At 69.0% G+C, this 25,679-nt stretch carries 21 protein-coding genes and 2 tRNA genes; 6 read left to right on the forward strand and 17 right to left on the reverse strand.

Annotation, left to right across the window (positions count from 1 at the left end; genetic code table 11):
• Positions 1–121 precede the first annotated feature (121 nt).
• The 9 genes from rodA to AC5677_RS13255 all read right to left on the reverse strand — a co-directional run bounded on the left by rodA (position 122) and on the right by AC5677_RS13255 (position 10,778).
• Positions 122–1,333 carry a rod shape-determining protein RodA gene (gene rodA / locus AC5677_RS13215; protein WP_497195232.1) on the reverse strand — a complete coding sequence of 404 codons (1,212 nt, stop codon included), beginning with the start codon at positions 1,331–1,333 and terminating at the stop codon, positions 122–124.
• Complete coding sequence (gene mrdA, locus AC5677_RS13220; protein ID WP_497195233.1) at positions 1,330–3,471, reverse strand: penicillin-binding protein 2; 2,142 nt, start codon at positions 3,469–3,471, stop codon at positions 1,330–1,332. Before mrdA ends, rodA begins: the two co-directional genes overlap by 4 nt.
• A 55-nt stretch (positions 3,472–3,526) precedes the next feature.
• Positions 3,527–4,234 carry a rod shape-determining protein MreD gene (gene mreD / locus AC5677_RS13225; RefSeq protein ID WP_497195234.1) on the reverse strand — a complete coding sequence of 236 codons (708 nt, stop codon included), beginning with the start codon at positions 4,232–4,234 and terminating at the stop codon, positions 3,527–3,529.
• A gap of 3 nt (positions 4,235–4,237) precedes the next feature.
• Entirely contained in the window at positions 4,238–5,173 is a 936-nt protein-coding gene (mreC, locus tag AC5677_RS13230; protein ID WP_497195235.1) for a rod shape-determining protein MreC, read from the reverse strand.
• Between the two features lie 261 nt (positions 5,174–5,434).
• On the reverse strand, positions 5,435–6,454 hold the full coding sequence (locus AC5677_RS13235; RefSeq protein WP_003985182.1) for a rod shape-determining protein: 1,020 nt from the start codon (positions 6,452–6,454) through the stop codon (positions 5,435–5,437).
• A 294-nt stretch (positions 6,455–6,748) separates the two neighbouring features.
• Positions 6,749–7,162, reverse strand: a complete 414-nt coding sequence (gene ndk, locus AC5677_RS13240) for a nucleoside-diphosphate kinase (protein ID WP_497195236.1) — start codon at positions 7,160–7,162, stop codon at positions 6,749–6,751.
• 202 nt (positions 7,163–7,364) lie between these two features.
• Entirely contained in the window at positions 7,365–7,715 is a 351-nt protein-coding gene (locus tag AC5677_RS13245; RefSeq protein ID WP_497195237.1) for a DUF4233 domain-containing protein, read from the reverse strand.
• Positions 7,716–7,717: 2 nt separating this feature from the next.
• Positions 7,718–9,247, reverse strand: coding sequence for a bifunctional tetrahydrofolate synthase/dihydrofolate synthase (gene folC, locus AC5677_RS13250; protein WP_497195238.1), 1,530 nt, complete (start codon positions 9,245–9,247; stop codon positions 7,718–7,720).
• Positions 9,248–9,329: 82 nt separating this feature from the next.
• A complete protein-coding gene (locus AC5677_RS13255; RefSeq protein WP_497195239.1) occupies positions 9,330–10,778 on the reverse strand; it encodes a peptidoglycan D,D-transpeptidase FtsI family protein in 1,449 nt (482 codons plus the stop codon).
• Between the two features lie 304 nt (positions 10,779–11,082).
• On the opposite strand from AC5677_RS13255, the gene AC5677_RS13260 reads away from it, so the two are divergent.
• Entirely contained in the window at positions 11,083–12,267 is a 1,185-nt protein-coding gene (locus AC5677_RS13260) for a hypothetical protein (protein WP_497196608.1), read from the forward strand.
• On the opposite strand, the gene AC5677_RS13265 is transcribed toward AC5677_RS13260, so the two are convergent.
• Positions 12,233–14,854, reverse strand: coding sequence for a valine--tRNA ligase (locus tag AC5677_RS13265; protein WP_497195240.1), 2,622 nt, complete (start codon positions 14,852–14,854; stop codon positions 12,233–12,235). The genes AC5677_RS13260 and AC5677_RS13265 overlap by 35 nt on opposite strands.
• Before the next feature lie 164 nt (positions 14,855–15,018).
• On the opposite strand from AC5677_RS13265, the gene AC5677_RS13270 reads away from it, so the two are divergent.
• Positions 15,019–15,954 (forward strand): hypothetical protein, encoded by a 936-nt coding sequence (locus AC5677_RS13270; RefSeq protein WP_497195241.1) that lies wholly within the window; start codon positions 15,019–15,021, stop codon positions 15,952–15,954.
• A 211-nt stretch (positions 15,955–16,165) separates the two neighbouring features.
• Complete coding sequence (locus AC5677_RS13275; RefSeq protein ID WP_497195242.1) at positions 16,166–16,447, forward strand: hypothetical protein; 282 nt, start codon at positions 16,166–16,168, stop codon at positions 16,445–16,447.
• Positions 16,448–16,528: 81 nt separating this feature from the next.
• On the opposite strand, the gene clpX is transcribed toward AC5677_RS13275, so the two are convergent.
• The 5 genes from clpX to AC5677_RS13300 all read right to left on the reverse strand — a co-directional run bounded on the left by clpX (position 16,529) and on the right by AC5677_RS13300 (position 21,375).
• Entirely contained in the window at positions 16,529–17,812 is a 1,284-nt protein-coding gene (gene clpX / locus AC5677_RS13280) for an ATP-dependent Clp protease ATP-binding subunit ClpX (RefSeq protein WP_497195243.1), read from the reverse strand.
• A 169-nt stretch (positions 17,813–17,981) separates the two neighbouring features.
• Positions 17,982–18,659: an ATP-dependent Clp protease proteolytic subunit gene (locus tag AC5677_RS13285; RefSeq protein ID WP_384440608.1), complete on the reverse strand. Its 678-nt coding sequence runs from the start codon at positions 18,657–18,659 to the stop codon at positions 17,982–17,984.
• Positions 18,660–18,726: 67 nt separating this feature from the next.
• Positions 18,727–19,329, reverse strand: coding sequence for an ATP-dependent Clp protease proteolytic subunit (locus tag AC5677_RS13290; protein ID WP_497196609.1), 603 nt, complete (start codon positions 19,327–19,329; stop codon positions 18,727–18,729).
• 308 nt (positions 19,330–19,637) lie between these two features.
• The gene (tig, locus tag AC5677_RS13295; protein ID WP_497195244.1) at positions 19,638–21,038 is read right to left on the reverse strand and encodes a trigger factor; all 1,401 of its coding nucleotides are present in this window, start codon (positions 21,036–21,038) and stop codon (positions 19,638–19,640) included.
• Positions 21,039–21,298: 260 nt separating this feature from the next.
• Positions 21,299–21,375: transfer RNA gene (locus AC5677_RS13300), tRNA-Pro, on the reverse strand.
• Between the two features lie 147 nt (positions 21,376–21,522).
• Between AC5677_RS13300 and AC5677_RS13305 the strand changes: the two genes are divergently transcribed.
• A tRNA-Gly gene (locus tag AC5677_RS13305) sits at positions 21,523–21,593 on the forward strand.
• A gap of 78 nt (positions 21,594–21,671) precedes the next feature.
• Positions 21,672–22,052, forward strand: a complete 381-nt coding sequence (locus tag AC5677_RS13310; RefSeq protein WP_497195245.1) for an arsenate reductase family protein — start codon at positions 21,672–21,674, stop codon at positions 22,050–22,052.
• On the opposite strand, the gene AC5677_RS13315 is transcribed toward AC5677_RS13310, so the two are convergent.
• Positions 22,049–22,243: a hypothetical protein gene (locus AC5677_RS13315; RefSeq protein ID WP_400061447.1), complete on the reverse strand. Its 195-nt coding sequence runs from the start codon at positions 22,241–22,243 to the stop codon at positions 22,049–22,051. The genes AC5677_RS13310 and AC5677_RS13315 overlap by 4 nt on opposite strands.
• A gap of 719 nt (positions 22,244–22,962) precedes the next feature.
• On the opposite strand from AC5677_RS13315, the gene AC5677_RS13320 reads away from it, so the two are divergent.
• Positions 22,963–24,102 (forward strand): acyltransferase family protein, encoded by a 1,140-nt coding sequence (locus AC5677_RS13320; protein WP_497195246.1) that lies wholly within the window; start codon positions 22,963–22,965, stop codon positions 24,100–24,102.
• Positions 24,103–24,418: 316 nt separating this feature from the next.
• Here the strand turns inward: AC5677_RS13320 and AC5677_RS13325 are convergent, their stop codons facing one another.
• The gene (locus AC5677_RS13325) at positions 24,419–25,525 is read right to left on the reverse strand and encodes a SpoIIE family protein phosphatase (RefSeq protein WP_497195247.1); all 1,107 of its coding nucleotides are present in this window, start codon (positions 25,523–25,525) and stop codon (positions 24,419–24,421) included.
• Positions 25,526–25,679: the final 154 nt, after the last annotated feature.

Below are 25,679 nucleotides of genomic sequence, written 5' to 3' on the forward strand. Positions count from 1 at the left end.
TCCGGCGGCGCCGCCGGGGGCACCGGGAGCACGGGTGCGCGCAACCGGGCCTCTGTGGTGCGAGCCGTACGCCGAGGGGCCCGGGACAGATGTCCCGGGCCCCTGGGCGTGGCAGTGCGCCTCAGCCCGCCGACACCGGGCGCTGCACCCGGATCGACTGCAGCAGCCCTATGGCGATCCACACGGCGAACATCGAGGTACCGCCGTAGGAGACAAAGGGCAGCGGGAGGCCGGTGACGGGCATGATGCCGAGGGTCATGCCGATGTTCTCGAAGGCCTGGAAGGAGAACCAGGCGATGATCCCGGCGGCGACGATGGTGCCGTAGAGCTCGGAGGTCTCGCGGGCGATCCGGCAGGCGCGCCACAGGACGACGCCCAGCAGGAAGATGATCATGCCCGCGCCGAGGAAGCCGAGTTCCTCACCGGCGACGGTGAAGATGAAGTCCGTCTGCTGTTCGGGGACGAACTGGCCGGTGGTCTGGCTGCCGTGGAAGAGGCCGGAGCCGGTCAGTCCGCCGCCGCCGATGGCGATGCGTGCCTGGTTGGTGTTGTAGCCGACGCCGGCCGGGTCGAGGCTCGGGTTGGCGAAGGCGGCGAAGCGGGCGATCTGGTACTCGTCGAGCAGGCCGAGCTGCCAGATGGCCAGACAGCCGACGACTCCGGTGCCCAGCAGGCCCAGGATCCAGCGGTTGGAGGCCCCGGAGGAGAGCAGGACGCCGAGGATGATGGCGCCCAGGACCATGACCGAGCCCAGGTCCGGCATGAGCAGGATGATCCCGACGGGGATCGCCGCCAGGCCCAGTGCCTGGACGACGGTGCGGTGGTCGGGGTGCGGGCGGTCGCCGGCGTCGACCCGGGAGGCGAGGATGAGCGCCATGCCGAGCGTGATGGTGATCTTCGCGAACTCGGCGGGCTGGAGGGAGAAGCCGCCGGGGATCGCCAGCCACGAGCGCGAGCCGTTGATGGTGGCGCCCAGCGGGGTCAGCACCAGCAGGGCGAGGATCACCGACAGGACGTAGAGGACCGGGATGGCGCCGCGCAGGGTGCGGTGGCCGAGCCAGATGGTGGCCGTGGCCAGCGCCAGTCCGATGCCGGTGTTGAGCAGGTGGTGCAGGAGGAAGAAGTACTCGTCGCCGTGGTTGAGCTCGGTGCGGTTGCGGGTGGCCGAGAAGACCAGCACCGCGCCCATCATGGACAGCGCCACGCAGGCCAGCAGCAGTATCCAGTCGAGCTTGCGGACCAGCGAGTCGCGCGCGGTGAGCTTGCCCCAGGTGCCGAGTTCGGGGCTGTAGCGGCGGATGGAGAACGTCCGGGACGTATGGCTGGTCGTCACTGAGGGCTCCCCGATGCGGATGACGACGGCTTCGGCGGGACGTACGGCTTGATGGCCTGGGCCTGGATCGTGCCGTCGTCCTCGATCTTGGGCAGCCGGGCTTCCGGTGCCGGGAGCAGCGCGGCCTTCTTGTTGATGTCGCCGCTGTCGCTGACGCCGTAGATGGCGTTGTAGATCTTGCGCACGGCCGGACCGGAGGCGCCGGAGCCCGTACCACCCTGGGAGATCGTCATCACGATCGTGTAGTCCTTGGTGTACGTGGCGAACCAGGACGTCGTCTGCTTGCCGTAGACCTCGGCGGTACCGGTCTTGGCGTGCATCGGGATCTTGTCCTGCGGCCAGCCGCCGAACCGCCAGGCGGCGGTGCCCCGGGTGGCCACACCGGCGAGTGCGCTGTCGATCTGCCGGAGCGTCTTGGGGCTGTCGGGCAGCTCGCCGTGCGACTGGGGCTTGATCATGCGGACGTGCTTGCCGTCGGGGCTGACGACGGCCTTGCCGACGGTCGGGTTGTAGAGGGTGCCGCCGTTGGAGAGGGCGCCGTAGATGGTGGCCATCTGGATGGGGGTGACGAGGGTGTCTCCCTGGCCGATGGAGTAGTTGACGGAGTCACCGGCGCGCATCTTCATGCCGGACTCGCAGTTCTCCTTGGCGATCTTGGAGACGTAGTCGTCGGCGTGCTTGCCCTGGGCGCACCAGCCGTCCTTGTTGGCCTTCCAGTAGTCCTTCTTCCACTGACGGTCCGGGACCCGGCCGCTGACCTCGTTGGGCAGGTCGATGCCGGTCTCCTTGCCGAGGCCGAACTGGTGGGCCGTCTTGTAGAACCAGTCGGCGGGGTCCTTGGGGTTGTTGCCGCCGTCCCTCTGCCACTGCTGGTAGGCCAGGCCGTAGAAGACGGTGTCACAGGAGACCTCCAGCGCGCGTCCCAGGCTGATCGGGCCGAAGTTCTCCGACTCGAAGTTCTTGAAGGTCTGGCCGCCGATGTTCATGGAGCTGGTGCAGGGATAGTGGCCGTCGAAGGGGTAGCCGGCGTTCACCGCGGCCGTGGTCGAGATGACCTTGAAGATGGAGCCCGGGGCGGCCTGGCCCTGGATGGCGCGGTTGAGCAGCGGGTAGTTGGACTTCTTGCCGGTGAGGTGGGCGTAGTCCTTGCCGGAGATGCCGCCGACCCAGGCGTTGGGGTCGTAGGCGGGGCTGGAGGCCATCGCCACGACCCGGCCGGTCTTGGCCTCCATGACGACCGCGGCGCCCGAGTCGGCCTTGTAGTTGGTGCCGGTGTTCTTGTCGACCTCTTTGCGGGCGTCCTTCATGGCCTGGTCGAGCTCTTTTTCGGTGACGGCCTGGACGCGGGCGTCGATGCTGGTGATGACGTTGGCGCCGGGCACCTGGGGGTCGCTCTTGGCCTTGCCGATGACCCGGCCGAGGTTGTCGACCTCGTAGCGGGTGACGCCGGCCTTGCCGCGCAGATCGCTGTCGTACGTCCGCTCCAGCCCCGACCGGCCGATCTGGTCCGAGCGCAGCAGCGGCGAGCGGCTGTTCTTGGCCTTGTTGATCTCGGCGTCGGTGACCGGTGAGAGATAGCCGAGGACCTGGGCGGTGTTGGCGTCGCCGGGGGCGGCGTAGCGGCGTACCGCGGTGGGCTCGGCGCTGATGCCGGGGAAGTCCTCGGAGCGCTCGCGGATCTGGAGGGCCTGCTGGGTGGTGGCCTCGTCCGTGATCGGGATCGGCTGGTACGGGGAGCCGTTCCAGCAGGGCTGCGGGGTCTTGGCGTCGCAGAGCCGGACCTTGTTGCGGATCTCCTGCTCGGACATGCCCAGCACCTTGGAGAGCCGGCCCAGCACGGCCTTGCCGTCGTCCTTCATCTTCAGCAGTTCGGTGCGGCTGGCGGAGACGACCAGACGGGTCTGGTTGTCGGCCAGCGGCACGCCGCGCGCGTCGAGGATGGAGCCGCGGGTGGCGGGCTCGACGACCTGCTGGACGTGGTTGGACTTGGCCTCGTTGGCGTACTCCTGGCCGTTGCGGATCTGCAGGTACCAGAGCCGGCCGCCGAGGGTGAGCAGCAGCGAGAAGACCAGGATCTGAATCGCGATGAGACGGACCGTGACCCGGGAGGTCCGGCCCGTCTCAGGGATGTTGCTCACAGCGCCCCCACTGTCTGTTCGATGGTCGGCCGCGCGTCTGCGGAAGGTGCGCCGGTCACAGCCGCTTGACCCCCTTGATGCGGTCCGCCTTGCTGCGGGACGGCCTGCCGAGCAGTCCGCCGCGCTGGCCGCCGATCCATCCGGCCTTCGTGCCGCCGCGGCTGGCCTTGAAGCCGGTGCCGGTGCTCAGCCAGCCGTATGCGGCGTCGCGGCTGCCGGCCGAACCGCTCTTGCCGCCGGAACCGTCGGCGGCCAGCGGATCGTTCTCCGTTCTGCGGGCGACGGCCATCACCAGCGGGACGATGAACGGGGCGAGCAGCAGGTCGTAGAGGGTGGCGCTGAGCAGCAGCCCCACGAGGCCGACGTGCCGGGCCGCGGTGTCGCCGACCAGCGCGCCGACGCCCGCGTACATGAGCGTGGAGCCGATGGCGGCGCCGATGACGACCATCAGGGGGACGGTCGCCGAGCGGTGCTGGCCGGAGTCGGGCTTGGTCAGGCCGGCGGCGTAGCCGATGACGCAGAGCACCAGCGCGTACCGGCCGATGGCGTGGTCGGAGGGCGGGGCGAGATCGGCGAGCAGGCCGGCGCCGAAGCCGACCAGGCAGCCACCGACGTGGCCGTAGACCAGGGCGAGGGCGAGGACGACCAGCAGCAGGAGGTCCGGTACCGCGCCGGGCAGTTGGAGCCGGGCCAGGACGCCGACCTGGATGACCAGGGAGACGACGACCAAGGGGGCCGCGAGCAGGATCCGGTTGATGCGCATCGGTCAGCTCCTGGGAGGCTCGTCGCTCGCGGTGGGGGTGGCCGTGACGGTGACCGTCGGCGCCGGCTTCGGCTTGGCGGGTTTGGGCGGCAGGACGGTGTCGCGCGGGTCCTCGCGGGGCGGCTGGACGACCACGCCGACGACGTCGAGCTGGGAGAAGGCGACGTAGGGGCGGACCTGGAGGGTGCGGGTCAGATCGCCGTTGGACGGCTCGACCTTGACGACCCGGCCGACCGGGACGCCGGGCACGAACGGCTTGTCGGCGCTGGAGCCGAAGGTGACCAGGCGGTCGCCCTTCTTGACCGTGGCCTTGCCGTTGAGCAGCTGGACGCGCAGCGAGCGGCCGCCCTGGCCGTTGGCGAAGCCGATCTCGTTGGTCTTCTCCATCCGCGTGCCGACGGTGAAGTCGGGGTCGTTCGCCAGCAGGACGGTGGCGGTGTCGGCGCCGACCGTGGTGACCCGGCCGACCAGACCGTCGCCGTTGAGGACGGTCATGTCGCGGGCGATGCCGTCGCGGCTGCCGGCGTCGATGGTGACGGTCCAGGAGAAGCCCTGGGCGGCGCCGATGGCGATGACCTGGGCGCCCTTGATGCCGTACTGGCCGGCGCCGGCGGTCTTGAGCATCTTGTCCAGCTGGCCGGCGCGGCTGCGGTTGCGGTCGGTGGAGCCGAGCTTGGCCTTGAGGGCGGCGTTCTCCTGCTCCAGGCGGGCGATGCGGCTGTGCCGTTCCCCGGAGTCCCGTACGGCGCCGACGGCGTTGCCGACCGGGCTGACGACGTGCGCGACGCCGTTCTCGACCGGTCCGAAGACGGAGGCGGCGGCTTGCCGGGCACCGTCGAGCGGGGACTGTTCACCGCCGCGGATATCGACCGTGATCAGCGCGAACGCGATCGCGACCAGCAGCACCAGCAGCAGCCGGCTCTCTCGTGTGTCCCTCACGTGCGGCGGCCGTGTCCTTCCTCGTAGGACCGGCCGGCTGCGGGCCCGCGCCGGTCTCGTTCGGGAGTTGAGCGTTGTGCCTTATGAGTGGTGCCGGATGGTGACGTATCAGGGCACCGTGTCTGTCCGGAGGTTGTACGGATGACGAAGGGTTGTGCCTGTATATCAACGATTCAGCGGATGAATCGGGTACTGCGGTGTGGTGCCGGCCCCGCGGCGCCCGTACGGCGCGCCGCGGGCGGGGCCGGCCCCAGTGGCGTCCTACCTGCGCGGCTGGGAGTCGAGGACCTGCTGGAGGGCCTCGAACTCCTCGACGCACTTGCCGGAACCGAGCGCGACGGAGTCGAGCGGGTCCTCGGCGATGTGGATGGGCATGCCGGTCTCGCGGCGCAGCCGCTCGTCGAGGCCGCGGAGCAGGGCGCCGCCTCCGGTGAGCACGATGCCGCGGTCCATGACGTCTCCGGACAGCTCCGGCGGGCACTTGTCGAGGGTCGTCTTGACCGCGTCGACGATGGAGTTGACCGGCTCCTCGATGGCCTTGCGGACCTCGGCGGCCGAGATGACCACGGTCTTGGGCAGGCCGGAGACCAGGTCGCGGCCGCGGATCTCGGTGTGCTCGTCCTGCTCGAGGTCGTACGCCGAACCGATGGTGATCTTGATGCTCTCGGCGGTGCGCTCGCCCAGCAGAAGGCTGTACTCCTTCTTGATGTGCTGGATGATCGCGTTGTCGAGTTCGTCGCCGGCCACCCGGATGGACTGGGCCGTGACGATCCCGCCGAGCGAGATGACCGCGACCTCGGTCGTGCCGCCGCCGATATCCACGACCATGTTGCCGGTGGCCTCATGGACCGGCAGACCGGAGCCGATCGCCGCGGCCATCGGCTCCTCGATGATGTGGACCTGGCGCGCGCCGGCCTGGGTCGAGGCCTCGATGACCGCGCGGCGCTCAACTCCGGTGATTCCGGAGGGAACGCAGACGACCACCCGAGGGCGGGCCAGATAGCGCCGCTTATGGATCTTGAGGATGAAGTAGCGGAGCATCCGCTCGGTGATCTCGAAGTCGGCGATGACGCCGTCCTTCAGGGGGCGTACGGCGACGATGTTGCCGGGCGTGCGCCCGATCATCTTCTTCGCCTCGGCCCCCACCGCGAGAATGCCGCCGGTGTTGGTGTTGATGGCCACGACCGACGGCTCGTTGAGGACGATGCCGCGGCCCCTGACGTACACCAGCGTGTTGGCGGTCCCGAGGTCGACAGCCATGTCACGGCCGATGAACGACATGTTGTTCCCCATGAGGATACGTCTGGCCTTCCCAACTGGAGCGAATGCTTACTTGAGGTCGGCAGGAGGTGATGCGCTGAATAACGCGGAAGCTCCATCGTAGTCTCGCCGTGCCACCCACTCGAACACGGTGGAGCCTTGCGCGCCATTGTCAGCCGTACACGCACCCGCCCCCCTGAATGGTGACGTCGTGTCGCGGGGATGCGTTCCCCCGATCGAGTCGCATATGCCAAGGGGCGACCGATGATTCCATCGGTCGCCCCTGGTCACAAGGGTTATACGCCTGACGATGTGTCAGGAAATACCGGGGAAGAAAATCTTGATCTCGCGCTCTGCGGACTCTTCGGAATCCGAGGCGTGGATCAGATTCTCTCGGGTGATCGTGCCAAAGTCCCCACGAATGGACCCACTCGGTGCGGCAATCGGGTCAGTCGGCCCGGCCAGCGCGCGCACGCCCTCGATGACCCGCTCCCCCTCGACGACGAGCGAGACGACCGGTCCGGAGGACATGAACGCGACCAGCGGCTCGTAGAACGGCTTGCCCACGTGCTCGGCGTAGTGCTGCTCGAGCAGCCCACGGTCCAGGGTGCGCAGCTCCAGCGCGGCGATCGTCCAGCCGGCCTTCTTCTCGATACGGCCGATGATCTCGCCGACCAGACCACGTCGGACGGCGTCGGGCTTGAGAAGAACGAGCGTGCGCTGGCTCACGGAGGGGCTCCCTGTATACGTACAAACGGTCAGCGGGTGCACCGAGGCTACATGGCGGGACGCGGGCCCCACCCTGCCGGGTGCGGCGGCACAGCGCCGGTGACGGGCGTTTCCGCCGCGCGGGGCCGGTCGGCCGCGGCGCCGGTCCGGTACGGCTTCGCCGCCACGGCCCGGCGCCTCCCGAGGGTGGGTGAAGGAAAGATCAACCCGCCGCGGGCGCTTCGCTCTCGGCGGCCCAGCGCGCCTTCGCCTCGTCGATCTTGCGGCCGAAGTGCACCGACGCCCACCACAGCGCCGCGAACACCGCGCCCAGGAAGAACATCGCCGGGATGACGAACCCGCTGGCGATCAGGGCGATCTGCAGGGCCCAGCCGAGCTGGACGCCGCCGGGGCGGGTCAGCATTCCGCACAGCAGGACGCTCAGCAGCATCGCGATCCCGCTGACCGTCCAGATCGTGGCCGTCGGCGCCTCGCCGAGCTGCATCGCCACCAGCCCGGCGAAGCCGATCACGAAGAACTCGCCGATCAGCGTGCTGGCACACAGGGTCCGCATGGTCAGCTCCTCCCCAGCAGCAGCCGGGCCTCGCCGACCGTGATCACGGAACCCGTCACCAGCACACCCGCACCGGAGAACTCGCCCTCTTCCTCGGCGAGCGTGATCGCCGCCTCCAGCGCGTCGTCGAGGCGCGGCTCGACGACTACCCGCTCGGCGCCGAAGACCTCGACGGCGATCGCCGCCAGGTCATCGGGGTCCATCGCGCGATGGCTGGAATTACGGGTCACCACGACCTCGGCGAAGATCGGCTCGAACGCCTCCAGGAAGCCCCGTACGTCCTTGTCCGCGCTGGCACCGACGACGCCCACCAGACGGCTGAAACCGAACGCCTCGGTGACCCCCTCGGCCGCCGCCCGCGCGCCCGCGGGGTTGTGCGCCGCGTCCAGGACGACGGTCGGGCTGCGCCGTACGACCTCCATCCGGCCCGGCGAGGAGACCGCGGCGAAGGCGGAGCGGACGGTGTCGATGTCGAGCGTGCGGGAGTGTCCCGAGCCGATGCCGAAGAACGCCTCCACCGCGGCGAGCGCCACCGCGGCGTTGTGCGCCTGGTGGGCGCCGTACAGCGGCAGGAAGATCTCCGGATACTCGCCGCCCAGCCCGCGCAGCGTCAGCATCTGACCGCCGACCGCCACCTCGCGGGAGAGCACCCCGAACTCCATGCCCTCACGGGCGACCGTGGCATCGACCTCGACCGCGCGCTTGAGCATCACCGACGCCGCGTCCACCGGCTGCTGGGCCAGGACGACCGTGGCGTCCTTCTTGATGATCCCGGACTTCTCGCCGGCGATCTCCTCGGGCGTCTCGCCCAGCCGGTCGGTGTGATCCAGCGAGATCGGGGTGATCACGGCGACATCGCCGTCGATGACGTTCGTCGCGTCCCAGGTGCCGCCCATGCCGACCTCGACGACCGCGACATCCACCGGGGCGTCCGCGAAGGCGGCGAACGCCATCGCCGTCAGCACCTCGAAGAACGAGAGGCGGTACTCCTGCTGGGCGTCGGTCATCTCCACATACGGCGCGATGTCGCGGTAGGTCTCGATGAACCGCTCGGCCGCGATCGGGGCCCCGTCCAGGCTGATCCGCTCGGTGACCGACTGGACGTGCGGGCTGGTGTAGCGGCCGGTACGCAGCTCGAACGCGCCCAGCAGGGCCTCGATCATGCGGGCCGTGCTGGTCTTGCCGTTCGTGCCGGTGATGTGGATGGAGGGGTAGGCACGCTGCGGCGAGCCCAGGATGTCCAGCAGCGCCACGATCCGCTCGACCGACGGGTCGAGCTTCGTCTCGCCCCAGCGGCCGGCCAGCTCCTCCTCGACGGCGCGCAGCGCGCGGTCGACCTCGGGGTCGGCGGGCCGGGCGGGCACCGCGTCCCCCTGCGGCGGCCCGGCCTGTGCGCGCAGCGTCCGGCTGCCGGCCTCGATCACCGCCAGATCCGGATCGCGGTTCGTCTCGGCCTCGACCAGCTCTTCGAAGGCGTCTGCCGGGTCGGGGGTGGTCGGGTCGGGGTCGTCGTTTCGGGGGCGCTCGCTCACGACGACAAGTCTACGAGGCACCACCGACAGCGGACGCGGCGCGCCGCCCCCGCCGCATTCGCCCAGGACAGCCCCCCTTCCGCTAGGAGAGCGCGGCCTTCATCATGGCGCGGGCCACCGGCGCGGCGAGCCCGTTGCCGGACACCTCGTTACGCGCCGCATGCCCGTCCTCGACCATCACGGCGACCGCCACCTGCTGTCCCGCGCCGTTGCGGGCGTACGAGACGAACCAGGCGTACGGCGTACCGCTGTTGTCGACACCGTGCTGGGCGGTCCCGGTCTTGCCGCCGACGGTCAGTCCGCCGATCTTCGCGTTCGAACCGGTCCCCTTGTCCACGACCGTCTCCATCGCCGACCGCAGCTGCTCGGCGGTGTGCGCGGACATCGCCTTTCCGTACGTCTTGGGATCGTTGCGCTGGACGGTGTTGCCGCCGCCGTCGGTCAGCTTGTCCACCAGCTGCGGCGTCTTCAGTTCGCCGCCGTTGGCGATGGCCGAGGCGACCATCGCCATCTGGAGCGGGGTGGCCTGGTCGTTGAACTGGCCGATCCCCGACAGCGCGGTCTGGGCCGCGTCCATGTCCGTGGGGTAGCGGCTCTCGGCCGCCCGGACCGGGACGTCCACCTTGCCGTCGTTGAACCCGAACTTCTCGGCCTGCGCCGCGACCTTGTCCTGGCCCAGATCGGCGGCGATCTTCGCGAAGACGGTGTTGCAGGAGTACTGGAGCGCGGTGCGCAGGGTGGCGTTCTTGCAGGGCGCGGCGGCGTTCTCGTTGGTGAGCGTGGTGCGGGTGTGCGGGAGGGTGTACGGGTCGGGGCTGTCGGTGGGCTCGTCCACCGAGGAGTACAGGCCGTTCTCCAGGGCGGCCGCGGCCACCACCAGCTTGAAGGTCGAGCCGGGCGGCAGGGCCTGGCGCAGCGCGCGGTTCACATTGGGCTCGTCGCCGTCCTCGGACATCGCCTGCCACGCCTTCTGGTCGGCGCTGCCGGAGCCGGCGAACTTCCCCGGGTCGTACGAGGGCGTGCTGACCATGCCCAGAATCCGCCCGGTCGCCGGGTCCAGGGCGACCGCGGCGCCCTTCTTGCCGCCCAGCGCCGCGTACCCCGCCTTCTGCACCTTGGAGTCGATGGTGGTGGCCACATCGCCGCCCTTGGCCCGCTCGTGCAGCACCGCGTCGGCGGGGCTCTGCAGCCGGCTGTCGGAGCCGTCGAGAAGGTCGCCGTAGAGGCTCTCCAGCTGGTTGCTGCCGAAGATCTGCGAGGTGAAACCCGTCACCGGGGCGTACAGCGGGCCGTCCTTGTAGGTCCGCTTGTACTTCAGCGCGGACGACGTGGCCGCCGATCCGGTCACCGGCTCCCCGTCGACGAGGATGTTGCCCAGCGGCGCCGCATACTTGCCGATCGCCACCCGGGGATTGTGCGGGTCGCCCATGTAGTCACCGGCCTGTGCGCCCTGGATCCAGGTGGCCCAGCCCATCAGCGCGAGGATCAGGGCGAGGCAGAAGACCGAGACCCGTCGCAGTGGCTTGTTCATGGGGCGCGGCTCCTCGGTGCTGGACGTGCGGTGCCGGCGGAATCCCGGCATTCCGGTCCACGGTGCCCGGCCTTCATGAGAGCGCCATGAGAGCGCCATGAGACGTCCACCAGCGGCCGCGCACAGTGGCCCGTAGCGCCCCGCGGCGGGCGAATCGGCCCGCCCGGGGCAACTTCCCGCCGCGTTTTCCCCTCTTCCCCGGCGGGCCGTCCGTCCCCCGGCGGGCCGTCCGTCCCCGGTGGCCACGGCAGTCAGCGATCGGGAAGGCGGGAGCGGAAGACAGGTGCCGGCAATCAGTCAGCGGATGCATTTGGTGCTGCTCTCCGCCTGGACCGTCCTCTGGTTCGTCGTGGTCGAGCCGCACGGCGGCTTCTCCTGGCACTATCTGCGCACCGGCGGCGAGCTGATCTACCAGGGCACCGCGGGCGACGGCACCGGCGGCCTCAACCTCTACGCCCACCACCCCGAGCTCCAGATGGGCCCGCTCAGCTTCCTCACCGCCGGCCTGTTCAACCCCTTCCCCGAGGCCACCGGCCAGTTCCTCGCCGCGGCGCTGATGTCGCTGCTCGGCCTGGTCATCGTCGTACTGGCGGGCCGCAGCGCCGCACACCACTTCCTGGGCACCGGCACGAACCACCAGCGGCTGCGGCAGCGCGTACTGATCGCCGGGCTGGCCTTCATCCCCATGTGGATCGAGGTCGCGGTCCGCTTCGGGCATCTCGACGACGTCCTCGCGCTGTTCTTCACCGCCCTCGCCGTTCGGTCCGTCACCCGCGGCAACGCCGCCCTGACCGGCGCCTTCCTCGCCCTCGCGATGGACTCCAAGCCGACCGCCCTGGCCTTCGTCCCCCTCCTGCTCGCGCTGCCCCGGGAGAAGTGGCTGCGGGCCGGCCTGTGGTGCGCGGGCCTGGTCGCCGTCGCCTGGCTGCCGTTCTTCCTCGGCGACGCCCAGTCCTTCGCGGCGGCCAAGTTCGCCATCCCCAACCATCCGGCGTCCGCGCTGCGCTGGCTGGGCGTCGGCGACCCGGAAACCCCCGGCTGGGACCGCCCGGCCCAGGCCGCCCTCGGCCTCGCCCTGGGCACCATCGCCGTCTGGCGCGGCCGCTGGGCGGCGGTGGTCCTGCTGGGCGCCAACGCCCGCATCGTCCTCGACCCCAGCGTCTACACGTACTACACCGCCTCGGTGCTGCTCGGCACGCTGCTCTGGGACGTCATCGGCCAGCGCCGTCTGGTCCCCTGGTGGAGCTGGCTGGCCCTGCTGATCCTTTACGGCAGCGTGTTCGCCGTCCCGGACGACTCGGCCCGCGGCCTGATCCGCCTCGTCTTCGTGGTCGCGTCGACGGCGTACGTCCTGCTCTGGCCCGTACGGGAACGGGGGCGGCGCGGTGGCCGCGGACGCCGCAGGCCCCCCGCCCGTACGGACGAGGGGCCTGCGCAGGGCCTTGAGGCCGGTGCTACGCCTTGGGCAGAGCCGCCAGCTGCGCGGTGATCCGGACGATGTCCGCCTCCGCGGCCGCCAGCCGGCCGCGGATCTTGTCCACGACCTTCTCCGGCGCCTTGGCGAGGAACGCCTCGTTGCCGAGCTTGCCGGTGGCCTGCGCCTTCTCCTTCTCGGCCGCGCCCAGGTCCTTCGTCAGCCGCTTGCGCTCGGCCTCCACGTCGATCGCACCGGACAGGTCCAGCGCGACCGTGGCGCCCGCGACCGGCAGCGAGGCCGTGGCGCTGAAGCCGTCACCGGCCGGCTGCAGCCGCAGCAGCGACCGCATCGCGGCCTCGTGCGCGGCCAGCGCCGTACCGGACAGGTCCAGCCGCGCCGGAACCTTCTGCCCCGGCTGCAGCCCCTGGTCGGACCGGAACCGCCGGACCTCCGTGACGACCTGCTGAACGGTCTCGATCTCCCGCTCGGCGGCCGTGTCCCGGAAGCCCGAGTCCTTCGGCCAGTCGGCGATGACGACGGACTCGCCGCCGGTCAGCGTCGTCCACAGCGTCTCGGTGACGAACGGCACGATCGGGTGCAGCAGCCGCAGCGTGACGTCCAGGACCTCGCCCAGGACCCGGCGCGAGGCGTCGGCGGCCGGACCGCCCGCCATGAACGTCGTCTTCGACAGCTCGACGTACCAGTCGAAGACCTCGTCCCACGCGAAGTGGAAGAGGGCGTCGGACAGCTTCGCGAACTGGTAGTCCTCGTAGTAGGCGTCGACCTCGGCGATGACCTCGTTGAGCCGGGAGAGGATCCACCGGTCGGTCGCCGACAGCTGCTCCGCGGGCGGGAGTTCGCCCTCCACCGTCGCGCCGTTCATCAGCGCGAACCGCGTGGCGTTCCAGATCTTGTTGGCGAAGTTGCGGGACCCCTGGACCCAGTCCTCGCCGATCGGGACGTCGACACCGGGGTTGGCGCCACGGGCGAGGGTGAACCGGACGGCGTCCGAGCCGTAGGTGTCCATCCAGTCCAGCGGATTGACGGCATTGCCGAACGACTTGGACATCTTCTTGCCGAACTGGTCGCGGACCATGCCGTGCAGGGCGATGGTGTGGAACGGCGGGGTGCCGTCCATCGCGTACAGCCCGAACATCATCATCCGGGCGACCCAGAAGAAGAGGATGTCGTAGCCGGTGACCAGCACCGCATTCGGATAGAACTTCTCGACGCTCGGCGTCTGCTCGGGCCAGCCCAGCGTGGAGAAGGGCCACAGCCCCGACGAGAACCAGGTGTCGAGGACGTCGGTGTCCTGCGTCCAGCCCTCGCCGCTCGGCGGCTGCTCGTCCGGCCCGACACAGACGACTTCACCATTGGGCCCGTACCAGACCGGAATGCGGTGGCCCCACCACAACTGCCGCGAGATGCACCAGTCGTGAAGGTTGTCCACCCAGCCGAAGTACCGCGACTCCATCTCCTTGGGATGGATCGCGACCTTGCCGTCCCGCACGGCATCCCCCGCGGCCTTCGCCAGCGGGCCGACCTTGACCCACCACTGCATCGACAGCCGCGGCTCGATGGTCGTCTTGCAGCGCGAGCAGTGCCCGACGGAGTGCGTGTACGGACGCTTCTCGGAGACGATCCGGCCCTCGGCGCGCAGCGCACCGACGATCGCGGAGCGGGCCTCGAAGCGGTCCAGCCCCTGGAACGGGCCGTGCGCCGTGATGACGCCGCGCTCGTCGAGAACGGCGAGGTTGGCGAGGCCGTGCCGCCGCCCGATCTCGAAGTCGTTCGGGTCGTGCGCCGGCGTCACCTTCACCGCACCCGTGCCGAACTCCGGGTCGACGTGCTCGTCCGCGACGACCGGGATGCGGCGGCCGGTCAGCGGCAGCTCGATCTCGGTGCCGACGAGGTGGGCGTAGCGCTCGTCCTCGGGGTGGACGGCGACGGCGGTGTCACCGAGCATCGTCTCAGCGCGGGTCGTGGCGACGACGATGGACGCGTCACCCTCGCCGTACCGGATGGAGACCAGCTCGCCGTCGTCGTCCTGATACTCCACCTCGATGTCGGAGATGGCGGTCAGACAGCGCGGGCACCAGTTGATGATGCGCTCGGCGCGGTAGATCAGCTCGTCGTCGTAGAGGCGCTTGAAGATGGTCTGGACGGCCTTCGAAAGCCCCTCGTCCATCGTGAACCGCTCACGCGACCAGGCGACGCCGTCGCCGAGGCGGCGCATCTGGCCCGAGATCTGCCCGCCGGACTCGTTCTTCCACTGCCAGACGCGCTCGACGAACGCCTCGCGGCCGAGGTCGTGCCGCGAGGCGCCTTCCTTGGCCAGCTCGCGCTCGACGACGTTCTGGGTGGCGATACCGGCGTGGTCCATGCCCGGCTGCCAGAGGGTCTCGTAGCCCTGCATCCGCTTACGGCGCGTGAGCGCATCGATGAGGGTGTGCTCGAAGGCGTGCCCCAGGTGCAGGGAGCCCGTGACGTTCGGCGGCGGGATGACGATGGTGTACGGCGGCTTCTCGCTCTTCTCGTCCGCCTCGAAGTAGCCCCGCTCTACCCAGCGCTCGTACAGCGGCCCCTCTACATCGGCCGGCGTGTACTGAGTCGGCAGTTCGGGGGCGCTGTGGTTGCTCTGCTGAGTGTTCTCGGTCACGACGGACAGTGTACGGGCGGCTATGTAGCAGCTTCGAATCGGTTTCGCCCCCGGGGCACCGACTGTCGGCGGCGTCGTACAGGATGTTCGCAGCGCATAAAAATCAGATGCGGGCAGCACGGCTCAGGTTGGCTGCCAACAGTAGTTACGAGGGGAACCGCTCCATGAGCTTCAACCAGCCGCCGCCCGGACCGTACGGCCAGCAGCCCCAGCAGCCCGGCCCGTACGGCCAGCCGCCGCAGCCCCAGGCCCCCCAGCCCGGCTACGGCTACCCGCAGCAGGGCGGCCAGGTGCCCCCGCAGCAGGGGGGCTACGGCTACCCGCAGCAGGGCCAGCCCCAGCCCGGTTACGGCTACCCCCAGCAGGCCCAGCAGCCCGGCCCGTACGGCCAGCAGCAGACCCCGTACGGCGCGATCCCCCAGGGCCCGCCGGAGAGCGGTGGCGGCGGCAAGAAGATCGGCCTGATCATCGGCGCGGTGGCTGTGGTGGCGGCGATCGGCGTGGGGGCTTACTTCGCGTTCGGGTCGGGTGGGGGCGGCGATGTGAAGCCTTACACCATCACTGCAAAGGACAAGCTGCTCGGGGAGTACTCCAAGGCTCCTATGTCCGGCAGTGCTTCGGACTTCAAGGACGAGAAGGCCAAAGCATTGGGGGTCACCGAGGGCAAGAGGCTCCAAGTCTCCTACAAGAAGGACAGCGGTGCGACGCTGACGCTTGTCGGCATTTACGGAAAGATCGCCGACCCTGAGGGCGCTGTCGACCAGATGTTCGCCCAGCAGGAAGAGAACATGAAGAAGGGTACCGGCTCGAAAGTCACGTTCGAGACCGTCGACGGGCCTTCGGACTACTCGCCGGGCGATTTCGACGGCGCGACGCTGCAGTGCAAGAAGATGAAGATTTCGTTCCCCTCAGCGGCCGGCGCGAGCCTTTCCGCCAACGCCGTCAGCTGCGTCTGGGCCGACAAGAGCGCGATCGGCGCGGTCACTTTCCTCGATGACCTGGACGAGAAGACCGGGCAGTTCGGAGAGCGCGCACCCGAGGGCGACGCTGCGGCCGAAAAGACCGCCAAGATCCGCGAGGAAGTCCGCACTCCGAAGTAATCCTTTCGCAGCGGCGGCCGGCACATCAGCACGAAGGGCTCTCGACGGGGCTTCCCGTCGGGGGCCTTTCGCGCGCCTCGACCACGAACCGATACACCCGGCAGAATATTGGCCAAAGCCTGACGGTTCTGCGGATACAGGCCGGCCATTCCCTCTACGCTTGATCGGCGATCGACCGAACACATCGCTTTCCGGCCAAGGGGGAATTTCCATGCGCAAGGCAGTACGCCGCATAGCGGCAGCGACGGGGGTGCTGGTGGCGGGAGCCGCGCTTCCGCTTGTTGTCGCCGCGCCGGCCCAGGCCAATCCCGGGGACTGCACGAGCTACTTGCAAAGCAAGGGCTACCGCATCGGGCAGAAGGTGCTTACCGCCTGCCGGAATGCCGCGGACTGGCCGTCTACGCCCCCGCTTCCTTGTGTGAAGAGCTTGAACAGAATCGGGGTCAAGATGTCTCACGCCGAGGAAGCCTGCACCCGCGCGATCGCCGACTGACAAACCTCAAACAACGCACCACCGCCCGGCAGCGTTCCCGCTGCCGGGCGGTGGTGTATCAGCTCCACGCGCGCTACGCGCCTACGCACTCTTCTCGTGCGGCTCCCCCGACTCCCCCCGGCTCCGCGGGACGAGCGTCGGGTTCACGTTCGAGTGAACGACATCCGCCGTGATGACGACCCGGGCGACGTCCTTGCGCGACGGCACCTCGTACATGGCGGAGGACAGGACCTCCTCCATGATGGCGCGCAGGCCACGGGCGCCCGTGCCGCGCAGGATCGCCTGGTCTGCGATGGCCTCCAGCGCCGGGCGGTCGAAGTCCAGCTCCACGCCGTCGAGTTCGAAGAGGCGCTTGTACTGCTTGACGAGGGCGTTGCGCGGCTCGACCAGGATCTGCAGCAGGGCCTCGCGGTCGAGGTTGTGGACCGAGGTGAGGACCGGAAGGCGGCCGATGAACTCGGGGATCATCCCGAATTTGACCAGGTCCTCCGGCATGACCTCCTGGAGCTGGTCCTTGGACTCGATCTCCCGCTTGGAGCGGATCGTGGCGCCGAAGCCGATGCCCTTGGCGCCGGACCGGGCCTCGATGATCTTCTCCAGGCCGGCGAAGGCGCCGCCCACGATGAACAGGACGTTCGTCGTGTCGATCTGGATGAATTCCTGGTGGGGGTGCTTACGGCCGCCCTGCGGCGGGACCGAGGCGGTGGTGCCTTCCAGGATCTTCAGGAGGGCCTGCTGGACGCCCTCACCGGAGACATCGCGCGTGATCGAAGGGTTTTCGCTCTTGCGGGCGACCTTGTCGATCTCGTCGATGTAGATGATGCCGGTCTCGGCCTTCTTGATGTCGAAGTCCGCGGCCTGGATGAGCTTGAGGAGGATGTTCTCGACGTCCTCGCCGACATAGCCGGCCTCCGTCAGCGCCGTGGCGTCGGCGAACGCGAAGGGGACGTTGAGCATCCGGGCGAGCGTCTGCGCCAGCAGCGTCTTGCCGGAGCCGGTGGGGCCGAGCAGCAGGATGTTGGACTTGGCGAGCTCGATGCCCTCGTCCCCGCGGCCGCCGCCGTTCTCGCCCGCCTGGACCCGCTTGTAGTGGTTGTAGACGGCGACCGAGAGCGCCTTCTTGGCGGGGTCCTGGCCGACCACATAGCCGTTGAGGAACTCGTAGATCTCCCGGGGCTTGGGAAGCTCTTCCCAGCGCACCTCGGAGGTCTCGGCGAGCTCCTCCTCGATGATTTCGTTGCAGAGGTCGATGCACTCGTCGCAGATGTACACACCAGGTCCCGCAATGAGCTTCTTCACCTGCTTCTGGCTCTTTCCGCAGAATGAGCACTTGAGCAGGTCGCCGCCGTCACCGATGCGTGCCACGAGGTGCTTCCCCTTCGCCTGGGATCCGCATTGCTCCACGGACCCGGGTGCTTGCCTATCGACGGTACCTTGCCGGGCCCCCTGTACGGGCCCCCCTTGGACCGACTCGGTTCACTCGGTCCCGACCCGGTCCAAGGGGGCAACGCTCCGGCTCACTTAGCGAAGATCGCTAGCCGATCGAGACGGACGACTTCCGCGTCGAAACGATCTGGTCGACCAGACCGTACGCCAGCGACTCCTCGGCGGTCAGAATCTTGTCGCGCTCGATATCGTCGCGGATCTTCTCGATGGGCGTGGAGGAGTGCTTGGCCAGCAGGTCCTCCAGCTGCGAACGCATCCGCAGGATCTCGTTGGCGGCGATCTCCAGGTCGGAGACCTGACCGCGGCCGGTCTCGCTGTAGGGCTGGTGGATCAGGACGCGGGCGTTCGGCAGCGCCATGCGCTTGCCGGGCGTGCCGGCCGCGAGCAGCACCGCGGCGGCCGAGGCGGCCTGGCCCATGCAAACCGTCTGGATGTCCGGCTTCACGAACTGCATGGTGTCGTAGATGGCCGTGAGCGCCGTGAAGGAGCCACCGGGCGAGTTGATGTAGATGGAGATGTCCCGGTCCGGGTCCATCGACTCCAGGCACAGCAGCTGCGCCATGACGTCATTGGCCGAGGCGTCGTCGATCTGCACGCCGAGGAAGATCACGCGCTCCTCGAAGAGCTTCGCGTACGGGTCGTACTCGCGCACGCCCTGCGAGGTGCGCTCGACGAAGCGCGGGACGATGTAGCGGGACTCGGCGCGCGGGCCGGAAAACTCGGCCTCCGGGCGCTGGTAGAGGCCGCTGCCGGGGAAGTTGTTCATCGTGGTGTTCACCGTCCTGGTGGCGATCAAGTGGGCTGGGGTGGCTGTGGGGCGAGTGGTACGGGGCTCAGGCCCCGGTGCCGCCCCCGCCCGGAACGCCGGAAGCGGAGGTCATCACGTCGTCGATCAGGCCGTACTCCTTGGCCTCGTCGGCGGAGAACCAGCGGTCGCGGTCCGAATCGTGGGTGATGCGCTCGACGGTCTGACCGGTGTGGAAAGCGGTCAGCTCGGCCATCCGCTTCTTGGTGTGCAGCAGCCGCTCGGCGTGGATCTTGATGTCCGAGGCGGAGCCGGCGAGGCCCGCGGAGGGCTGGTGGATGAGGATCTCGGCGTTCGGCAGCGCGAAGCGCTTGCCCGGGGTACCGGCGCTCAGCAGGAACTGCCCCATGGAGGCGGCGAGGCCCATGGCGATCGTCACCACGTCGTTCTTGATGTACTGCATGGTGTCGTAGATCGCGAGGCCGGCCGAGATCGAGCCGCCCGGGGAGTTGATGTAGAGGTAGATGTCCTTGTCCGGGTCCGCGGCCAGGAGAAGCAGCTGCGCGGTGATCTTGTTGGCGATGTCGTCGTCGACCGGCTGGCCGAGGAAGATGATCCGCTCGCCGAGCAGCCGGTTGTAGACCTGGTCGCCGAGGCCACCAAAGGTCGGCTCAGCGGCGGCGGAAGGCATCGGGATCGTCACGTGTCCACCTGCTCGTTGTCGGACGGTTCGCGACCGTCTCAGCGTCGTCTGCCGGGGCGCGGGGATCTGCGCCGTGTCGTGCGCTCGGCGCGGTTTCAGGGACTCCCCTGCCCTCGTATCTACGGACCCTAACGCGCAGGTCGGACAACGCCATCCCGCATTGAGAACTGTTCGCTGTGAGCGCAGGCTCACCGGTCCGGTATGACTTCCGTACTGCTTCGGGACGACTGCGGGCCCGAACACGCGGACGTGCGTGTTCGGGCCCGTGGTCAGGAATGCCGTGGGACGGCGGAAGCTCAGGCCTCGGGCTTCTCGTCGGCGGCGGCCTCGTCGGTGCCCTCGGCGGCCGCGACGACCTCCTCGGCAACCGTCTCGGCGGTCTCGTCCTCGTCGTCCAGGTCGATGACCTCGCCGTTGGTGTCCTTGACCGTGGCGGCCTCGACGACCACCGCGAGCGCCTTACCGCGGGCGACCTCGCCGACGAGCATCGGCACCTGGCCACCCTCGACGACGGCCTGGGCGAACTGGTCGGGGGACATGCCGGAGGACTGCGCGCGGCGCATGAGGTGCTCGGTGAGCTCCTCCTGGCTGACGTTCAGCTTCTCCTTGTTGACCAGCTCATCGAGGATGAACTGGGTCTTGATGCCCTTCTCCGCCTGCTCCTTGGTCTCGGCGTCGAACTCTTCCTCGGTCTTGCCCTGGATCTCCAGGTACTTGGCGAGGTCGAGACCCATCTGGGCGAGCTGGTGGTTGACCAGGTTGTGCTTGCGGGTCTGGATCTCGTCCGCGAGCAGCTTCTCCGGCATCGGCACCTCGACGAGCTTGAGCAGCTCGTCCAGGACCTTCTCCTGCGCCTGGGTGGCCTGGTCGTACGTCTTCATCTGCGCGAGGCGCTTGCGGCTGTCCGCGCGGAGCTCCTCGAGGGTGTCGAACTCGCTGGCCAGCTGCGCGAACTCGTCGTCCAGCTCGGGCAGTTCGCGGGACTTGACCTCGGTGACCTCGACCTTGACCTCGGCCTCCTTGCCCTCGGCGGAGCCGCCCTTGAGCTCGGAGGTGAAGGTGGCCTCGCCGCCGGCCTGCAGGCCCTTGACGGCGTCGTCGATGCCGTCGAGGAGCTCACCGGAGCCGACGGTGTAGGTGACGCCCTGGGCGACGCCGTCCTCCAGGACCTCGCCGTCCACCTTGGCCTCGAGGTTCACCGTCAGGACGTCGCCGTCCTCGGCGGCGCGCTCGACCGGGGAGGTCGAGGCGAAGCGCTCGCGCAGCTGCTCGACGGACTTGTCGACGTCCTCGTCCGACACCTCGACGGCGTCGACCTCGACCTCGATGCCGGAGTAGTCCGGGATCTCGAGGGCGGGACGGATGTCGACCTCGGCGGTGAAGGCCAGCAGCTCGCCGTCCTTCAGCTCGGTGATGTCGACCTCGGGCTGGCCGAGGACGTTCAGCTCACCCTCGTTGACCGCCTCGGTGTAGAACTTCGGGAGCGCGTCGTTGACGGCCTCCTCCAGCACGGCGCCACGGCCGAAGCGCTGGTCGATGACCCGGGCAGGGATCTTGCCCTTGCGGAAGCCCTTCACCGTGACCTGCTGGTTGATCTTCTTGTACGCCGCGTCGAGGCTGGGCTTGAGCTCCTCGAAGGGCACCTCGACAGTGAGCCGAACCCGGGTCGGGTTCAGGGTCTCCACGGCGCTCTTCACGGTTCGGTCTCCTTGGGGGCTGACTTCTGGGGTTTTGCTGAGATCTTCCGAGCCCGCTCATTCGTGGCCCGGCCGATCGCGCCCGGATACAGAGACACACGGGCACGCAGCTTGCATAGTAACCGCAGGGAGGATGACGCCCACAACGCGATCTTGGAAGGCCCGCCGGGGGCCCGTCATCGCGCGGGCGTGATGGGGCATGCTGCCGTGGGCCGAAGATCCCAACCGGAGACATGGCCGGGATACTGGCTGAATATTGCTGGTCGGGGTGGCCGGATTCGAACCGACGACCTTCCGCTCCCAAAGCGGACGCGCTACCAAGCTGCGCCACACCCCGTCGGTGCGAGACGTAGGGTACATGGCTACAGGCCGTACGGCTGCCCAGTTATCGGGATCCCGGATCGGGCCGGCATGCGGTGTGCGGCGGACCGCCTTGACCCGCTACGATGCACAGCGTGCCGCCGTTCGACGACCGGTGGCGCTCGCGGGCGTAGCTCAATGGTAGAGCCCTAGTCTTCCAAACTAGCTACGCGGGTTCGATTCCCGTCGCCCGCTCGGAAAGGAACCCCAGGCCCGATGGCCTGGGGTTCTTTGCGTTCCGCGACCCGGGTGCCGCGACCTAGGGTGACGCGCATGGAGATCTGGATCAATCCCGCGTGTTCCAAGTGCCGTTCCGCCGTGAACATCCTCGACGAGGAGGGCGCGCAGTACACCGTCCGCCGTTACCTGGAGGAGCCGCCGACCGCGGACGAGCTCCGCGCCGTACTGAAGCGGCTGGACCTGGAGCCCTGGGACATCACCCGGACCCAGGAGGCCGAGGCCAAGGAGCTGGGAATCGGGTCCTGGGAGCGCACGGACGCGGAGCGCGGGCGCTGGATCGAGGCGCTGGCAGCGCACCCCCGGCTGATTCAGCGGCCGATCATCACCGCGGACGACGGATCGGCGCTGGTGGGGCGCAGCGAGGAGGCCGTACGTGACGCGCTGGCGCGGCATGGGGACGGGGAGCCCGCCTAGAAGGTGATGTGGTTGATGGTGTCCGCGAGGGAGTTGAGGAACCGGTTGATCGACGGCGCCATCCCCGTGGAGGCGAGGAAGAAGCCGAACAGTATGGCGATGATCGCCGGACCCGCCTTGATCGCCTTCTGTCTGACCAGTACGACGAGGATGATCCCCAACAGCAGCACCACTGACAGTGAAAGAGCCACAACAGATCACACCCTTGGTCGGAACGCCTCACCGGCCCGGGAGCACGCCTCGCACACCCCCTGACCCCATCGTGCCATCAACTCCTTTCCCAGCGCAGGCGGGTGACGAATCATCGGCCAACGCTTTGCCCGATTCCTTCCCCTGGCCGCGGCGCGGTCCGGCCAGGGGAGGCGGGGCCCCGCACCGGGGTGGCCGGCCGGGTGCGACCGGGCGGCGCCAGGACGCCATCGGGGCGGGCGCAGGGGCGGGCGCAGGGGTGAACCAATTCAGAGGACGGCCGTAATGGGCCCGGTATCGGTAATTCGGGCGATCATTTCCGCGCAGCCGATCCCGGTGCTCGATCTCCGCCCCGGATCCCGGCATCCGACCGCCGGGCAATGCGATGAATTCCTCATTCATGGCGTGCGTCACGGCGGTATTCATGGCGTGCGTCACGACGACTCGACCGGCATTACGGGCATATCACCGATGAAGTGGACATTCCTTCCGGGACGCCTGCGGGGTATATCAACCGGTTTGGGGTGTTGAGTCGGGACAAATCGGGCCGGGTGAGGGGTGCTTACCGAGACGCAGAGAGGGGCCGCCGTGGGGTTCTGCGAGAAATATCACGGGTGATTGCGGGCTTTATCCGCGATGTATGTACGGCCGCACCTGGGGAAATACCGAATATCGCGGATGCGGTTTTACGCATTCGCCGTGCGCCGCTATCGTGCCTCAGATGTTTCCCGCTGCCCCCACACCGCGACGCGAGCTCCCTCCGGCCACGGAGGCGGCCGCTGCGGAGGACACACCAGCACCGGCGCAGGTGCCGGCGCCGGCGCCCAAGACCGGCCGGGACGCGTTTTTCGACAACGCGAAGTACCTGGCCATCGTGCTGGTGGCGATGGGGCACGCCTGGGAGCCGCTGACCGACGGCAGCCGCGCCGCCGAGGCGCTGTACATGACCGTCTACACGTTCCACATGCCGGCGTTCATCATCATCTCCGGCTACTTCTCGCGCAGCTTCGACATGCGCAAGGACCGGCTCCAGCGGCTGGTCACCGGGGTCGTGGTCCCGTACATCCTCTTCGAGACGGCGTATGCCTTCTTCAAGCGCTGGGCGGACGACGACCCGGGGCATCCGATCAGCCTGCTGGATCCCTGGTTCCTGACGTGGTTCCTGGTGGCGCTGTTCGTCTGGCGGCTGACCACGCCGCTGTGGAAGATCGTCCGCTGGCCGATTCCGCTGGCGCTGGCCATCGCCGTGCTCGCGTCCGTGTCACCGGACATCGGTGACGATCTGGACCTTCAGCGGGTGCTGCAGTTCCTGCCGTTCTTCGTGCTGGGGCTGAATCTTCGGCCCGAGCACTTCAAGCTGGTGCAGCGGCGGTGGGTGCGGATCGCGTCGGTGCCGATTTTCGCGGCCGCGGTGGTGATGGCCTACTGGGCGGCGCCCCGGATGACCTCGGCGTGGTTCTACCACCGGGACAGCGCCCAGGAGTTGGGCACCACCTGGTGGATCGGCGTGATCATGACGCTGGCCCTCTTCGGCTGCTCGCTGGTGATGACGGCCTGCTTCTACGCCTGGGTGCCGCGGCGGAAGATGTGGTTCACGGTGCTGGGCGCGGGGACGCTGTACGGCTATCTGCTGCACGGCTTCCTGGCCAAGGGCTCGCGGTTCTGGGGCTGGTTCGACGACTACAAGTGGCTGCACACGCCGCTCGGTGAGATCGCGGTCACGGTGATCGCGGCGGTGATCGTCACGGCGCTGTGCACGCCGCCGGTGCAGCGGGCGTTCCGGTGGGCCATGGAGCCCAGGATGTCCTGGGCCTTCAAGAAGGATCCGGCGGATACGGCGCGGGTGCGGGCGGGCGCCTAGAGGTCCCTGAGGGGGCGGTCGAACAAGTCCCCTAGGGGTCGCGAGGGCCCCCTGCGGGTCCACAACGAGGCGGGGGTGAGGGGTATTCCCGTCGGGCGGGCGGCCGGTTCGTGGGGTGGGCGGCACGTTCGTGGGGCCAGTGGCCGGTTCGTGGAGCGTACGGCCGGTTCGTGGGGTGGGGGCCAGTCGGCGGGCGGCAAGGTGGCAGTCGGTTGGCAGCAGGCAGTCAGGTGCGGCACGCACCGTGCGCGTGGCTTCGTCGCCGCTGCGTCCTCGTGGTCCATCCGGGCATCGGAGCGGGTGCCGGGTGAGGGCTTCAGGCGTCCCGGCAGATCAGCAGCAGGGCGCGGTCGTCGTTGACGTCCTTGGCGACGGCCTCGATCAGGTGCCAGGCGGCGCCGGCGAAGCCGGTGGCGACATAGCGGTCGGCCTCGCCGGTGAGGCGGTCGATGCCCTCGGAGATATCGCGGTCGGCGGACTCGACGAGGCCGTCGGTGAAGAGCATCAGGACGTCGCCGGGGCGGAGCGTGCCCTTGACGGGGTCGAAGTGGGCGCCGTCGTAGACCCCGAGCAGCGGTCCCTCGCCCGACGTCTCTTCCCAGCGGCCGGAGCCCGCGCTGAGCTGGAGGGCGGGCAGATGGCCGGCGGAGAGGAGTTCGTAGTCGCCGGATTCCAGGTCGAGGACGAGATGGATGGAGGTGGCGAAGCCCTCGTCCCAGTCCTGACGGAGGAGGTAGCCGTTGGCGGCGGGGAGGAAGGCGTGCGGCGGGAGCGAGCCGAGGAGGCCGCCGAAGGCGCCGGAGAGGAGGAGGGCGCGGGAGGCGGCGTCCATGCCCTTGCCGGAGACGTCGGTGAGGACGACTTCGAGGATGGTGCCGCCGTGGGTGCGGGAGGCGACGACGAAGTCGCCGGAGAAGGACTGGCCTCCGGCCGGGCGCAGTGCCATCTCGTGGTGCCAGCCCGGTGGCAGTTTGGGCAGTGCGCTCTGTACGCGGATCCGTTCGCGCAGGTCGAAGAGCATGGTGCCGCCGCGCCGCCAGGGCACCCCGACCCGGCTGCGGAACTGGGCGATGAGCAGGCCGAAGAATCCGACGGCGGCCACCACCAGGACGGTGCCGGGGGTGATCCGGTCGGGCCCTTCGTCGTACGGGCCGAAGAGCAGGGACTCGACGACCAGGGCGGCGGCGGAGGCGCCGTAGAGGACGAGGAGGTTGGCGGGGCGGAGGAGGAGGCCGCCGGCGATGACGGGGAGGACCAGGGCGGTCGGGGCGAGCCATTCGGGGCGCCAGAGGGTACCCGCGGCGATGGCCGGGATGGCGAGGAGCAGGGCGGCGAACGCGAGCCGGTCGGAGCCGTCGCCGCGGAAGTAATCGACCCCGGCCTTGCGCATGCCGATGCGGGCCCGGTGCAGGCCTTTGTGCATCCGGGCCGTCAGTGGTTCCGTTCGGGGTTCCGTTCCCGGGCCGCTTGTCATTGCTCTGGGACCTTATCCACCCGTTCGGCGGTGCGTCGATTCGCCGCACGTCCCCCTTGGGAATTGCTGGGAAACGGCGTTCGAAATGCGGTCGCGCGGCCGG

It is taken from the genome of Streptomyces sp. JLSY215, assembly GCF_059682825.1.

Coding starts and splice junctions, on each gene's coding strand:
- mreD (WP_497195234.1), bottom strand. CDS start 4,234: ATGCGCATCAACCGGATCCTGCTCGCGGCCCCCTTGGTCGTCGTCTCC.
- AC5677_RS13235 (WP_003985182.1), bottom strand. CDS start 6,454: ATGTCGTTCATCGGCCGTGACATGGCTGTCGACCTCGGGACCGCCAAC.
- AC5677_RS13245 (WP_497195237.1), bottom strand. CDS start 7,715: ATGCGGACCCTGTGTGCCAGCACGCTGATCGGCGAGTTCTTCGTGATC.
- AC5677_RS13255 (WP_497195239.1), bottom strand. CDS start 10,778: ATGAACAAGCCACTGCGACGGGTCTCGGTCTTCTGCCTCGCCCTGATC.
- AC5677_RS13260 (WP_497196608.1), top strand. CDS start 11,083: ATGCATTTGGTGCTGCTCTCCGCCTGGACCGTCCTCTGGTTCGTCGTG.
- AC5677_RS13270 (WP_497195241.1), top strand. CDS start 15,019: ATGAGCTTCAACCAGCCGCCGCCCGGACCGTACGGCCAGCAGCCCCAG.
- AC5677_RS13275 (WP_497195242.1), top strand. CDS start 16,166: ATGCGCAAGGCAGTACGCCGCATAGCGGCAGCGACGGGGGTGCTGGTG.
- AC5677_RS13285 (WP_384440608.1), bottom strand. CDS start 18,659: ATGAACAACTTCCCCGGCAGCGGCCTCTACCAGCGCCCGGAGGCCGAG.
- AC5677_RS13290 (WP_497196609.1), bottom strand. CDS start 19,329: ATGCCTTCCGCCGCCGCTGAGCCGACCTTTGGTGGCCTCGGCGACCAG.
- AC5677_RS13310 (WP_497195245.1), top strand. CDS start 21,672: ATGGAGATCTGGATCAATCCCGCGTGTTCCAAGTGCCGTTCCGCCGTG.
- AC5677_RS13320 (WP_497195246.1), top strand. CDS start 22,963: ATGTTTCCCGCTGCCCCCACACCGCGACGCGAGCTCCCTCCGGCCACG.
- AC5677_RS13325 (WP_497195247.1), bottom strand. CDS start 25,525: ATGCACAAAGGCCTGCACCGGGCCCGCATCGGCATGCGCAAGGCCGGG.